Source organism: Mesorhizobium sp. RCAM 05099 (assembly GCF_059683685.1).
In genome coordinates this window covers 540,971-553,386 of record NZ_CM185035.1, presented here as the reverse complement: position 1 = coordinate 553,386, position 12,416 = coordinate 540,971, and the positions used below count along the sequence as shown (strand labels likewise).

The window sequence follows — 12,416 nt, the reverse complement described above, 5'->3', positions numbered from 1 at the left end:
TTGGCTCTGGGAGGAGCAGCGGATGAAACTTCTCATTGTCGGCGGTTACGGAACCTTTGGCGGCCGCATCGTCCAACTGCTGGAGAATGAGCCGCGCCTGACAGTGATTGTTGCAGGCCGCTCGCTGGCCAAGGCGGAGGCCTGGTGCGGGAGCCGTGGCGGTGTCGCCGCGCAGCTGGTGCCGGCGGTGTTCGACAGGGATGGCGACCTCGCCGCGCAATTGGCGTCGCTGCGCCCCGACGCGCTGGTCGACGCCAGCGGCCCGTTCCAGGCCTATGGCGAGGGTCGCTATCGACTGATCGAGGCCTGCATCGCCAAGCGCGTCAACTATTTCGATCTCGCCGACGGCTCGGATTTCGTCGCCGGCGTGCCGGCTTTCGATGAGGCCGCAAGGCAAGCCGGGCTGTTCGTGCTCTCGGGCGTTTCCAGCTTTCCGGTGCTGACGGCGGCGGTGGTGCGCCGGCTGTCGTCGGACATGACGCGGGTCGACATGATCAGAGGCGGCATCGCCCCGTCGCCCTATGCAGGCGTCGGTGAAAACGTCATCCGGGCGATCGCAGGCTATGCCGGCCAGCCGGTCGCGCTGGTGCACGACGGCATCAAGATGCAAGGCCACCCGCTCACCGAACAGATGCGCTACACCATTGCGCCGCCGGGCCGGGTGCCGCTCAACGACACGCTGTTCTCGCTCGTCGACGTGCCGGACCTGCGCGCGCTGGGGAAACTCTGGCCGCAGGCAAAAACCATCTGGATGGGCGCTGGACCGGTTCCCGAAGTCCTTCATCGCGCGCTGATCGGCCTTGCCTGGCTGGTGCGGATCGGGCTGGTCGGCTCGCTGTCGCCGCTCGCTCCACTGATGTACTGGGCGACCAACCGGCTGCGCTGGGGCGAACATCGCGGCGGCATGTTCGTTGAAATCACCGGTGCCAGCCAGGCCGGTGCGCCGGTCAAGCGCTCGTGGCATCTGCTGGCGGAAGGCGATGACGGGCCACTGATCCCGTCGATGGCGGTCGAGGCGCTGGTTCGAAAGACGCTGGACGGCCATGCACCTACACCCGGCGCACGTGCTGCAGTGAGAGAACTCGAGCTTGCCGACTACGAAGCCCTGTGTGCAGTCAAGACGATCCATACCGGCTTTCGCGACGACACGGACGCTAGTCCGGATAGACAGCTCTATGCCGTCCTGCTCGGCGATGCCTGGCAGCGTCTGCCCGAGGAAATCCGGGGCATGCACGACTGCACGAAAATGGCTGAAGGTCGCGCCAGCGTCGAGCGCGGATCAAACATCCTTGGCCGGCTAACGGCATCGCTGGTCGGCTTCCCCAAGACGAGCGCCGATATCCCGGTCCGTGCCCGCTTCGACGTGGACAGGAATGGCGAGACATGGACGCGGACTTTCGGCAAGCATAGTTTTTCCAGCCGCCAGTTCGCAGGTCGGGGCCGTTCGCATCGCCTGCTTTGCGAACGCTTCGGACCACTGAGCTTTGCCATGGCGCTGGTGGCCGAGGAGGGAAAGCTGTCGCTTGTCCTGCGCCACTGGAGCCTGTTGGGCCTGCCGCTGCCGATGTGGCTCTGCCCGCGCTCGACATCCTACGAAACGGTCGAGGATGGCCGCTTCCGTTTTCATGTCGAGATTTCACATCCGCTCACCGGGCTGATCGTGCGCTATCGCGGCTGGCTCGTGCCCGTGGACTCGCATGGTTCCAGAGATGCAGTGTCGCTTGGTTCGGGCGCTGGGTAGCGCCGTCGGCCAGCGTCTCCTTGCACAATGGCCGACCAGGCGCGAAAGTTTTTCCTCAGCCTGTCGAAATCGGACATGGCCGCGCGACATACGTTCGGCCTGCAACGATGCGGCCCTGTAACCACGGGAGATGACCATGCAGTATCTGCTTCTTATCTATTCCAACGAAGCCGCCATGGCAGCGGCACCCAAGGAGGCGGCCGTCCAGATGAGCGCCGCTTACGGCGCCTATACCGAGGCGATGAAGAAAGCTGGCGTGTTCGTTGGCGGCGAGCGGTTGAGGCCGACGTCGGTGGCAACCTCCGTGCGGGTGGCCGGCGGCAAGACCAACGTGCTTGACGGCCCTTACGCCGATACCAAGGAACAGCTTGGCGGCTACTACATGATCGAAGTGCCGGACATGGACGCGGCGATTTCATGGGCGTCGCGCTGTCCTGGTGCCAGCGCCGGCACCATGGAAGTGCGGCCGATCTGGCCGATGGAGGAATACATGACAAAGTATACTGCGTGACCGCCACCGGATCAGATACCGCGCGGGCGGTCGCGGAGGCGGCCGCCCGGCAAAGCTACGGCAAGCTGATCGCCTATCTCTCCGCACGGTCCCGCGACGTGGCGGCCGCCGAGGACGCGCTTGCCGATGCCTTTGCCGCCGCGCTCGAACGCTGGCCGCGAACCGGCGTGCCTGACAAGCCGGAAGCCTGGCTGCTGGCGGTGGCGCGGCGGCGCCGCGTCGATGCGGTGCGGCGGCGGCTGACCAGCGAGGCCGGCCGTGATCATCTCAAGCTGATCGCAGAGGAGGTGGAGGCGCGCATGACCGATGAAGATCTGCCCGACGAACGGCTGCGGCTTATGTTCGCCTGCGCCCATCCGGCGATCGAATCGAGCGTGCGGTCGCCGCTGATCCTGCAGACCGTGCTGGGCTTCGACGCGGCGGCGATCGCTTCCGCCTTCATGGTCTCACCGGCAACGATGGGGCAGCGCCTGGTGCGCGCCAAGACCCGCATCCGCGAAACCGGGATTCCGTTCCGCGTGCCGGAGCGGGCCGAACTCGGCGAGCGGCTGGACGCGGTGCTGGAAGCCATCTACGCGACCTTCGCCGAAGGCTGGTCCGACCCGGCTGGCACCGAGACGCGGCGGCGCAATCTCGCCACCGAAGGCATCTGGCTCGGCCGGCTGGTGGCTTCGCTGCTGCCTGATGAGCCGGAGGCGCTCGGCCTGCTGTCGCTGATGCTGTTTGCGGAAGCGCGCCGCGCCGCGCGGCGCGATGCGGCCGGAGATTATGTGCCGCTCGCCGAACAGGATTGCGCACTCTGGGATCACGCCTTGGTCGACGAGGCGGAAGCTTTGCTCTGTTACGCCGCCACCAAGGGCCTCGTCGGCCGCTACCAACTCGAGGCAGCCGTGCAATCCGCCCATGCGACACGCCGGCGTACGGGGCGCACCGACTGGGTTGCGATCCGCGAGCTTTACGACGCGCTGCTTTCGGTCGCCGGATCGCCGGTGGTGGCGATCAACCGCGCGGTGGCGATAGCCGAAGCCGAGGGCGCCGCGGCGGGACTGGCGGCCCTCTACGTGCTGGGCGACGACAAGCGGCTTGACGACTATCAGCCTTATTGGGCAGCCCGGGCGGGTCTGCTGGCCAGGTTGGGTCAGGTACAGTTGGCGACCGAAGCCTATGAGCGGGCGATCGGCCTCGAACGCGATCCGGCGGTGCGCCGCTTCCTGCAGGGAAAACGGGCCGCGCTCCGAAATTAAGCTTCGCCGCCAGTTCAGATCGGCCACATCTCGTGCGCCGTGTTGAGCTTCTTCATCAGCGGATGGTCGCGCAGCCTGGCCCACAGCCGTTCGATGTTCGGCCAGGCCGTACGCGCTTTGTCGACGTCGGGATGCCAGGCCACCAGCATGACCAGATAGATGTCGGCCAGCGACATCAGGTCGCCGACCAGCCAGTCATGGCCTTCGAGAGCTGTATCAAGAACGGCAAAGCCGCGGTCCATCTCGGCGATGGCCGCCTGCTTGACCGCCTTCGTGCCGTCGGCATCGGACGTATAGCGGTTCGCGTAGTAGAAGCGCAGCACCGCCGGATAGAGAACCGACGACATGAAGGCCATCCAGCGCAGGAAGTCGGCGCGGGTGGGCGCGTCGATCGCCGGCGCCAGTCTGGCGTCGGGATGGCGTTCGGAAAGCAGGACGCAGATCGCCGCCGATTCGGTGATCGAGCGCCCATCCGGCAAGGTCAGCACCGGCACCTGGTTCAAGGGACTGATGGCGAGGAAGGCCGGATCGGGCCGGTCCGTCTTGGGAACGTCGATCTGCTCGAATGGCGCGTTCGCCAGCGCCAGTGCCGCCTCGACGACGAAGCCGCCGCTGCCCGGACGGGTGTAGAGCTTGTACATGAATTCCTCCCCCGGCCCGCTCAAAACAGGCCGGGGCGATATGAACCGGAAGCGAGGTTGTGCTCAAGGCGGTGGCGGCCGCCACGGGCGGATTTTCAGCGGGCCAGCGTCAGAGCGGAACCTTTGATGCCGGAGGGGGCACGAAGGATCGCGGCGAATCTATCCTGGGCACGTCCAGAAACTAAGCCCCCAGCCCCTCGAACAAAATCGTCGACAGATAGCGTTCGGCGAAGTCGGGAATGACCACGACCAGGTTCTTGCCCTTGTTCTCCGGCCTTGAGCCGACGACGATTGCCGCCTGCAGGGCCGCGCCCGACGAGATGCCGACCGGCACGCCTTCGAGGCGGGCGACGAGGCGCGCATTGGCGACGGAATCTTCGTTCGAGACCTTGACGATCTCGTCATAGATCGTGGTGTCGAGGATCTTTGGCGCAAAGCCGGCGCCGATGCCCTGGATCTTGTGCGGGCCGGGCTGGCCGCCCGACAGCACCGGCGATGCTTCCGGCTCGACGGCGACGACATGCACCGAGGGCTTGCGCTTCTTCAGCACCTGGCCGACGCCGGTGATGGTGCCGCCGGTGCCGATGCCGGCGACGAAGATATCGACCTCGCCATGGGTGTCGTTCCAGATCTCCTCGGCCGTCGTCTTGCGATGGATTTCCGGATTGGCCGGGTTCTCGAACTGCTGCGGGATGATCGCGTTGGGGATCGTCGCCGCCAGTTCATCGGCCTTTGCGATGGCGCCCTTCATGCCCTTCGGTCCTTCGGTCAGCACCAGCTCCGCGCCGAGTAGCGCCAGCATCTTGCGGCGCTCGACCGACATTGTCTCGGGCATGGTCAGGATCAGCTTGTAGCCCTTGGCGGCGGCGGCGAAGGCGAGCGCGATGCCGGTGTTGCCGGACGTCGGTTCGACCAGCGTGGTCTTGCCGGGAGAAATCTTGCCGGCGGCCTCCAGCGCCTCGATCATCGCCACGCCGATGCGGTCCTTCACCGAGGCGATCGGATTGAAGAATTCGAGCTTGGCGATGAGATTGGCGACGATGCCCTTTTCCTTGGCGAACTTGTCGAGCCGCACCAGCGGCGTGTCGCCGATCGTGTCGGTGATGGAACTGTAGACGCGGCCGCGACCGGGCACGCGGGCGGAGGTGACGGGCTTGTTCATTGGTTTCGCTCCCAGAACTTCAGGCAAGTGAGGATTTTCGGGCAATGGCACTGCAGCCGGCAAGATAGAGCCTTCGGTCGCGCAAGATAGACTGTCGACTGAAAATATCCGAGTGGGACCCGTGTCTAAAACGCCCCGGTCCCGGAAAAGCATTTCCCGGAAAAGCCCGTCCCGGGAATATTTTGGCCGAAAGAGCCCTACTGACGGGCGGCGATCGCCGCTGCGGCGCCGACCATGAAGCCGGCGGCGGTGCGGTTCAGCGCCTTGAGTGCGCGCGGCGACTTGAGGAACCAGCGCGCCTTGGCAGCCAACGCCAGATACGGCACCAGCACCACCAGAAGCACGACGATCGTCAGCGCGACGAGAATGCCATAGTCGGCCAGCGTGATGGTCTTCAGGTCGACGATGGTCGGCGTGATGGCGAGATAGAAGATCATCGTCTTCGGATTGCCGAGCGTGACGGTGAGACCGGCGACAAAGCTCGACAACAGCCCGCCCTTGCCTTTCCTCGCCTCGACCGTCTCGGGCGTGATGCCGCTGTTCCAGAAGCGCCAGCCAAGGAAGGCGAGATAAGCGACACCCAGCCATTTGATGGCGAGGAAGACCATGCCGAAGGTCTGCGCGACAAAGGCGAGGCCAAGCACCACGGCGGTCAGATAGGTGAGGTCGCCTAGCATCAGGCCGAAGGACATTGCCAGCGACGAGCGGAAACCCGACCCGAGCGCACGCGCGACGAGCGCGGTGATGCCGGGGCCGGGAATGGCGGCGGCGATGCCGAGAGCGGCGCTGTAGGCGAGGAATCCGGTGAGGGTCATGGCATTGGTCTCGGATCAGAATGCCTTGTCGCATGGAACGGACCAGGGTTGAATTCCCTGGGGGGTGGAATCCATTGCACCAGATATCGCTGCGACACGCGCAGGCCCCTCTCCCTCCGCCAAGCAGGATCAGGAACGAGCGCCGTCATAGGTGACGCGCCAGATGGTGCCGTTGCCATCTTCACTGACGATCAGCGCGCCGTCGCTCGCCATCGCCACGCCGACCGGCCGTCCCCATACCTCGCCGTTGGAGATGACGAAGCCGGTGATGAAATCCTCGTATTCGCCGGTCGGCTTGCCGTCCCTGAACAGCAATCGGACGACCTTGTATCCGGTCCTGTTGCCGCGGTTCCACGAACCGTGCAGGGCGACAAAAGCGTCGCCCTGGTAATCCTTGGGAAAATTCTTCCCGTCGTAGAAGGCGATGTTGAGCGGCGCCGAATGCGCCTGCATCAGCACATCGGGAACGGTCGCCTTGCCGGCAAGATCGGGGCGTTCGCCCTTGTGGCGCGGATCCTCGTTGTTGCCGATATAATACCAGGGCCAGCCATAGAAGGCGCCCTGCTTGATGACGGTTGCGTATTCGGACGGCACATTGTCGCCCAGCGCATCGCGCTCGTTGACCACGCACCACAGCGCGCCGGTCGCCGGCTGGACCGTCATGCCCGAACAGTTGCGCAGGCCGGTGGCGACGATGCGGCCATTCTTGCCGTCCGGATCGAAGGCCAGCACATCGGCACGGCCATCCTCGGAACCCCAGGCTGCACCTAGCGGCTTTGACGCCGCCCACGCCGCGAGCCCACCCTGCGGCGCCTTGCCCATGTCCTCGCCGACATTCGATCCCGAGCCGACCGACAGATAGAGCGTCTTGCCGTCGGGCGAGAAAACGATGTCGCGGGTCCAGTGATGATTGGCAGGGATGTTGTCGACGATGGTTTCCGGGTCGCCGGCGGCCTTCAGGTCACCCTTGCGGTAGGCAAAGCGCACGATGCTGTCGCTGTTGGCGACATACACCCATTGCGGGTCGTTGCCCGGTGGGTAGAAGGCAATGCCATAGGGCTGGTTGAGGTTGCCGGCGAAGATGCCGTCCTTGGCGGGCCTGGCGCTGCCCTCGCCCAGGCGATAGACGCGAATCTGGTTGGCCTCGCTGTCGGCGACGAACAGGTCGCCGTTCGGCGCGACGCGCACGACGCGCGGATTGTCGATGCCCGACGCGACCAGCTCGGCCGAAAAGCCCGGCGGCAGTCGCGGCTTGGAACCTGCCGGCCTTTCGGCGAGGCCGGCGCTGTTCGAAGCGGATTTGGTGACGTAGGGCTTCGGCAGGTCTTCCGGCTTGATCAGGCGGCGCACCCCCGGCCTGTCGGCACGCCAGTCGCCGAAGGCGGCCGCGCCCTTCAGCACCGGCTGATCCGCCTGCTGGGCGAATGCCGCGGTGGTGAGGAACAGTGCGGGAAGCACCAGCCGGGCCAATCGGATCATTCCGTCCTCCACCTGGTCACGAAGGAGAGTAACGGCCGGTTTGCTCTTGGGTTCCGTCTCGCACGATGAGTTGAAGGACGTGAGGATCCGATTTCGGGCTCAGCTCCCGGCGGCGTAAAAATCGTCGTCGAGACGTTTTTCCAGCGCGACGAGATCGGCCGGCAGCGGCAGGCCCATGGCCCGCATTTCCCGCAGTTTTTCGCGCAACTGTTCCTGGATTTCGTGCTGGTCTTCCGGCTGGTTGACCATCTCCTCCAGCAGCAGGCTGATCCGGGCCTTGAGTTCTTCGAGCGCCATCATCGTCTCCTCGGTTAGCCCGGCTCAACGGAGCATGCGGGAAATCAGCTGTGCGGTATAGTCAACCATCGGCACGATGCGGGCATAATTCAGCCGAGTCGGACCGATGACGCCAAGCGCGCCAACGACGCGCGCATCCTTGTCGCGATAGGGCGCGACGACCAGCGACGAGCCCGACAGCGAAAACAGCTTGTTTTCCGAGCCGATGAAGATGCGCACGCCCGACCCCTCCTCGGCAAGGTCAAGCAGCTGGATCAGCCCATCCTGCGTTTCCATGTCCTCGAACAGGTGCCGCAGCAGTTCGATGTCGGCCTGGGCGGTGACGTTTTCGAGCAGGTTGGCGCGGCCGCGCACGATGAGGCGCGCCGGCAGGCCGCTGTCGGCGCCAGCCCACACCGCCAGCCCCTTTTCGACCAGGTCCTGCGACAGCGTGTCGAGCGCCGCCCTGGTCTCTTCCTTGATCCGGGCGATCTCCACCCGCGCCTCGGCCAGCGTTCGGCCACGGATATGGGCGTTGAGGAAATTCGACGCCTCATGCAGTTGCGAGACGGTGATGCCGGCGGGCAGGTCGACGACGCGGTTTTCGACGTCGCCATTCTGCGACACCAGCACCGCCAGCGCCTTGGTCGGCTCGAGCTGGATGAATTCGATGTGCTTCAGCGCCACCTCGTTCTTGGCGGCAAGCACCAGGCCGGCGCCGCGCGACATGCCCGACAGCATCTGACTGGCCTCGGTCAGCATGTGTTCCAGCGTCGCGCCAGAGCCGGACGCCCTCACCTGCGCCTCGATGGTGCGGCGCTCCTCGTCGGAGAGGTCGCCAAGTTCCATGAAGGCGTCGACGAAGAAACGCAAACCCGCCTGGGTCGGCAGCCGGCCGGCGGAGATGTGCGGGGCGTAGATCAGGCCGAGATGCTCGAGGTCGCTCATCACATTGCGGATGGTGGCGGGCGACAGCGAGGACGGCAGGATGCGCGACAGGCTGCGTGATCCCACCGGTTCTCCGTCCCTGAGATAGGAATCGACGATGCGCCGGAAGATATCGCGCGAGCGCATGTCTAGCGATTGAAGCGCGGGCGACTGCGAACTGGGATCGACGGCCTTGGTCATTGCGGGCAAAAACCTCTGTACCAAGGATATAGACTTCACCACGGCCCGCGCAACCCGGTGTCTGCGTCAGATCACCCGGTGTCTGCGCCTCGGATCACCCGGTGTCTGCGTCTCAGATCACCCGGTGTCTGTGTGAGATCACCCGGTGTCCGTGTGGGGTCTTCAGGCCATTTTCCTTTGCGCCATGCGTCCCATGCGGCTACAAGCCGGCCAAGATTCCGAAAAATGACAAGAAAGCAGCCTGAATGCGCCCTTCCAAACGCCAATTCGACGAAATGCGCGCCATCTCCTTCGAGCGCGGCGTCTCCAAGCACGCCGAAGGTTCGTGCCTGGTGAAGTTCGGCGACACCCATGTCCTGTGCACGGCAAGCCTCGAGGAAAAGGTGCCGGGCTGGATGCGCAATTCCGGCAAGGGCTGGGTGACGGCGGAATATGGCATGCTGCCGCGCTCGACCGGCGAGCGCATGCGCCGCGAGGCTTCCGCGGGCAAGCAGGGTGGTCGCACGCTGGAAATCCAGCGGCTGATCGGGCGCTCCTTGCGCGCCGTGGTCGACCTGCAGGCGCTGGGCGAACAGCAGATCACCGTCGACTGTGACGTCATCCAGGCCGATGGCGGCACCCGCACCGCCTCGATCACCGGCGGCTGGGTGGCGCTGTACGACTGCCTGCGCTGGATGGAGGCGCGGCAGATGGCCAGCGTCGCCAAGGTGCTGAAGGACCATGTCGCGGCTATTTCCTGCGGCATCCATGACGGCCAGCCGGTCATCGACCTCGACTATATCGAGGATTCCGCGGCCGGAACCGACGCCAACTTCGTCATGACCGGCAAGGGCGGCATCGTGGAGATCCAGGGCACCGCCGAGGGCGAGCCGTTCTCCGAGGAACAGTTCGCGGAATTGATGGGATTGGCCAAGAAAGGCATCCAGCGCCTGGTCAGCCTCCAGCAGATGGCGGTGGCGTAAGCTCCGGTTGTATTGATGAGGTTGGCGATCCTTCCCACCCCCCTCTGGCCTGCCGGCCATCTCCCCCGCAAGGGGGGAGATCGGCTGTGCCGATGGCCTTCGCCAATTTTCAAGGCAGCAGAAAGCGCGGCGACGCCGAAGCTTCCAATCTCCCTCCTTGCGGGGGAGATGGCCGGCAGGGCAGAGGGGGTGCCTCATGACTCCCTCTGCAATTCTGGAATCGGCTCTCTACGTCACCGACCTTGACGCCGCTGAGAAGTTCTACACCGGCGTGCTTGGCCTCAACCTCCTCGGCAAGGTCGAGGGCAGGCACATCTTCTTCCGCTGCGGCCCCGGCGTGCTGCTGGTCTTCAATGCCGAGGCGACCAGGGTGCCGCCGGCGCCCGACGCCCGGCTGCCGGTGCCGCCGCACGGCGCGGTCGGCGAGGGCCATCTCTGCTTTGCGGCGACCGCCGACGAAATCGCCGGCTGGAAAGCGCATCTCGAGGGCAAGAAGATCGCCATCGAAAGCGAATTCGAGTGGCCGCAAGGCGGACGTTCGATCTATATACGCGACCCCTCGGGCAATTCGATCGAGTTCGCCGAGCCAAGAATCTGGGGCCTTTGATGCATTCTCTCGATGGAAAGAAGATCGTCGTCGCCAGCCACAATGCCGGCAAGCTGCGCGAATTCGCCGACTTGATGGCGCCGTTCGGCTTCGAAGCGAAATCGGCCAAGGAGTATGGCCTGCCGGAGCCTGACGAAACCGGCACCACCTTCGAGGAAAACGCCTACATCAAGGCGCTGGCCGCCGCGAAGGCCACCGGCCTGCCGGCGCTGTCGGATGATTCCGGCCTGTGCGTCGACGCGCTCGACGGCGCGCCCGGCGTCTACACCGCCAACTGGGCCGAAACCCCGGACGGGTCGCGCGATTTCGGCATGGCCATGCAGCGCACCGAAGTGGCGCTGCAGGAAGTCGGCGCTGCCTTGGCCGAGCAGCGCAAGGGGCGCTTTGTCGCCGTCATCTGCCTGGCGTTTCCCGACGGTGACGCCGAATATTATCGCGGCGAGGCCGAAGGCACGCTGGTCTGGCCGCCGCGCGGCGAGCTCGGCTTCGGCTACGACCCGGTGTTCCTGCCGAATGGCTTCGACAAGACCTTTGGCGAGATGAGCGCCGAGGAAAAGCACGGCTGGAAGCCTGGCCAGGCCACGGCGCTGTCGCACCGTGCCCGCGCCTTCCAGAAGTTTGCCGAAGCACGATTGAATCTGGCCAGATTGGGCTCGACATGAGCATGCTGCTCGACCGGACGCCCGGCTTTGGCGTCTACATCCATTGGCCGTTCTGCGCGGCCAAATGCCCCTATTGCGACTTCAACAGCCACGTCCGCCACCAGCCGGTCGACCAGGAGCGCTTTGCCGCCGCCTTCGAGGCCGAGTTGGCGACGATGCGCCAGCGCACCGGTCCGCGCGAGGTGACCAGCATTTTTCTAGGCGGTGGCACGCCGTCGCTGATGAAGCCGGAAACGGTGGCCAGGGTCCTCGACGCAGTGGCGAAGAACTGGACCGTTCCGGATGGCATCGAGGTGACGCTGGAGGCCAATCCGTCCTCGGTCGAGGCCGAGCGCTTTCGCGGCTACCGGGCGGCGGGCGTCAACCGCGTCTCGCTCGGCGTGCAGGCGCTGAATGACAAGGATCTGCGTTTCCTCGGCCGGCTGCACAATGTCGAGGAAGCCCTGCATGCCATCGGGCTCGCGCGGGACATATTCCCGAGGCTGTCCTTCGACCTGATCTACGCGCGGCCTGGCCAGACGCCGGAGGCTTGGGCATCGGAACTCGAACAGGCGATCGGCCATGCCGCCGATCATCTGTCGCTCTACCAGCTGACCATCGAGGAGGGCACGCCCTTCCATGCACTGCATGCGGCGAAGAAATTCGTCATTCCCGACAATGACCATGCCGCCGACCTCTATGCGCTGACGCAGGAGATCACCACGGCGCACGGCCTGCCGGCCTATGAGATTTCCAACCACGCCAGGCCGGGCGCCGAAAGCCGGCACAATCTGACCTACTGGCGCTATGGCGAATATGTCGGCGTCGGCCCCGGCGCGCATGGCCGCTTTGTCGAGAACGGCCGCCGTACGGTAACGATCGCCGAGCGGATGCCGGAAACCTGGGCCAACCTGGTCGAGGCCAAGGGCCATGGCGTCACCGGCGGCGAGATCCTGACCCGCTCCGAAGAGGCCGATGAGTTCCTGCTGATGGGCCTGCGGCTGGCGGAAGGCATCGACCTCTCCCGCTACGAAGCATTTTCCGGCCGCGGCCTGTCGAGCGCGCGGCTGTCGATGCTGCAGGGCGAGGGGCTGGTGGCGCCGATCGGCAATGCTCGGCTCCGCGCAACCCCGGCCGGCATGATCGTGCTCGACGCCGTGGTGGCCGATCTGGCGCGGTAAGCATGATCCCGAAAAGTGGAAGCCGGTT

The 12,416-nt window shown here is 65.3% G+C and carries 13 protein-coding genes; 7 read left to right on the top strand and 6 right to left on the bottom strand.

Annotation, left to right across the window (positions count from 1 at the left end; translation table 11 throughout):
* Positions 1–22: 22 nt before the first annotated feature.
* The 3 genes from AC56QQ_RS02655 (at position 23) to AC56QQ_RS02645 (ending at position 3,496) form a co-directional block, all read left to right on the top strand.
* Positions 23–1,741 carry a saccharopine dehydrogenase family protein gene (locus tag AC56QQ_RS02655; protein WP_497125451.1) on the top strand — a complete coding sequence of 573 codons (1,719 nt, stop codon included), beginning with the start codon at positions 23–25 and terminating at the stop codon, positions 1,739–1,741.
* A gap of 136 nt (positions 1,742–1,877) precedes the next feature.
* Positions 1,878–2,252, top strand: a complete 375-nt coding sequence (locus AC56QQ_RS02650; protein ID WP_497125450.1) for a YciI family protein — start codon at positions 1,878–1,880, stop codon at positions 2,250–2,252.
* Positions 2,249–3,496: an RNA polymerase sigma factor gene (locus tag AC56QQ_RS02645; RefSeq protein ID WP_497125449.1), complete on the top strand. Its 1,248-nt coding sequence runs from the start codon at positions 2,249–2,251 to the stop codon at positions 3,494–3,496. The genes AC56QQ_RS02650 and AC56QQ_RS02645 overlap by 4 nt, the downstream gene beginning before the upstream one ends.
* 14 nt (positions 3,497–3,510) lie before the next feature.
* Here AC56QQ_RS02645 and AC56QQ_RS02640 read toward each other — a convergent pair whose 3' ends face one another.
* The 6 genes from AC56QQ_RS02640 to hrcA all read right to left on the bottom strand — a co-directional run bounded on the left by AC56QQ_RS02640 (position 3,511) and on the right by hrcA (position 8,997).
* Positions 3,511–4,137, bottom strand: a complete 627-nt coding sequence (locus tag AC56QQ_RS02640; protein ID WP_497125448.1) for a glutathione S-transferase family protein — start codon at positions 4,135–4,137, stop codon at positions 3,511–3,513.
* 181 nt (positions 4,138–4,318) lie between these two features.
* Entirely contained in the window at positions 4,319–5,299 is a 981-nt protein-coding gene (gene cysK / locus AC56QQ_RS02635) for a cysteine synthase A (RefSeq protein WP_489858672.1), read from the bottom strand.
* Positions 5,300–5,496: 197 nt separating this feature from the next.
* The gene (locus tag AC56QQ_RS02630) at positions 5,497–6,114 is read right to left on the bottom strand and encodes a LysE family translocator (protein WP_091575827.1); all 618 of its coding nucleotides are present in this window, start codon (positions 6,112–6,114) and stop codon (positions 5,497–5,499) included.
* Positions 6,115–6,243: 129 nt separating this feature from the next.
* Complete coding sequence (locus AC56QQ_RS02625; protein ID WP_497125447.1) at positions 6,244–7,593, bottom strand: PQQ-dependent sugar dehydrogenase; 1,350 nt, start codon at positions 7,591–7,593, stop codon at positions 6,244–6,246.
* Between the two features lie 99 nt (positions 7,594–7,692).
* Entirely contained in the window at positions 7,693–7,890 is a 198-nt protein-coding gene (locus AC56QQ_RS02620) for a hypothetical protein (protein WP_091576205.1), read from the bottom strand.
* Between the two features lie 24 nt (positions 7,891–7,914).
* Positions 7,915–8,997: a heat-inducible transcriptional repressor HrcA gene (gene hrcA, locus AC56QQ_RS02615; protein ID WP_091575825.1), complete on the bottom strand. Its 1,083-nt coding sequence runs from the start codon at positions 8,995–8,997 to the stop codon at positions 7,915–7,917.
* Between the two features lie 245 nt (positions 8,998–9,242).
* Here hrcA and rph point away from each other — a divergent pair, with 245 nt between their 5' ends.
* From rph to hemW, 4 genes are all read left to right on the top strand, one after another.
* Positions 9,243–9,959, top strand: coding sequence for a ribonuclease PH (gene rph, locus AC56QQ_RS02610; protein WP_127261207.1), 717 nt, complete (start codon positions 9,243–9,245; stop codon positions 9,957–9,959).
* Between the two features lie 196 nt (positions 9,960–10,155).
* On the top strand, positions 10,156–10,566 hold the full coding sequence (locus AC56QQ_RS02605) for a VOC family protein (RefSeq protein ID WP_497125446.1): 411 nt from the start codon (positions 10,156–10,158) through the stop codon (positions 10,564–10,566).
* Positions 10,566–11,228 carry an RdgB/HAM1 family non-canonical purine NTP pyrophosphatase gene (gene rdgB / locus AC56QQ_RS02600; RefSeq protein ID WP_489858678.1) on the top strand — a complete coding sequence of 221 codons (663 nt, stop codon included), beginning with the start codon at positions 10,566–10,568 and terminating at the stop codon, positions 11,226–11,228. Before AC56QQ_RS02605 ends, rdgB begins: the two co-directional genes overlap by 1 nt.
* Positions 11,225–12,388 (top strand): radical SAM family heme chaperone HemW, encoded by a 1,164-nt coding sequence (hemW, locus tag AC56QQ_RS02595; protein ID WP_497125445.1) that lies wholly within the window; start codon positions 11,225–11,227, stop codon positions 12,386–12,388. The genes rdgB and hemW overlap by 4 nt, the downstream gene beginning before the upstream one ends.
* The last annotated feature ends 28 nt before the right edge of the window (positions 12,389–12,416 follow it).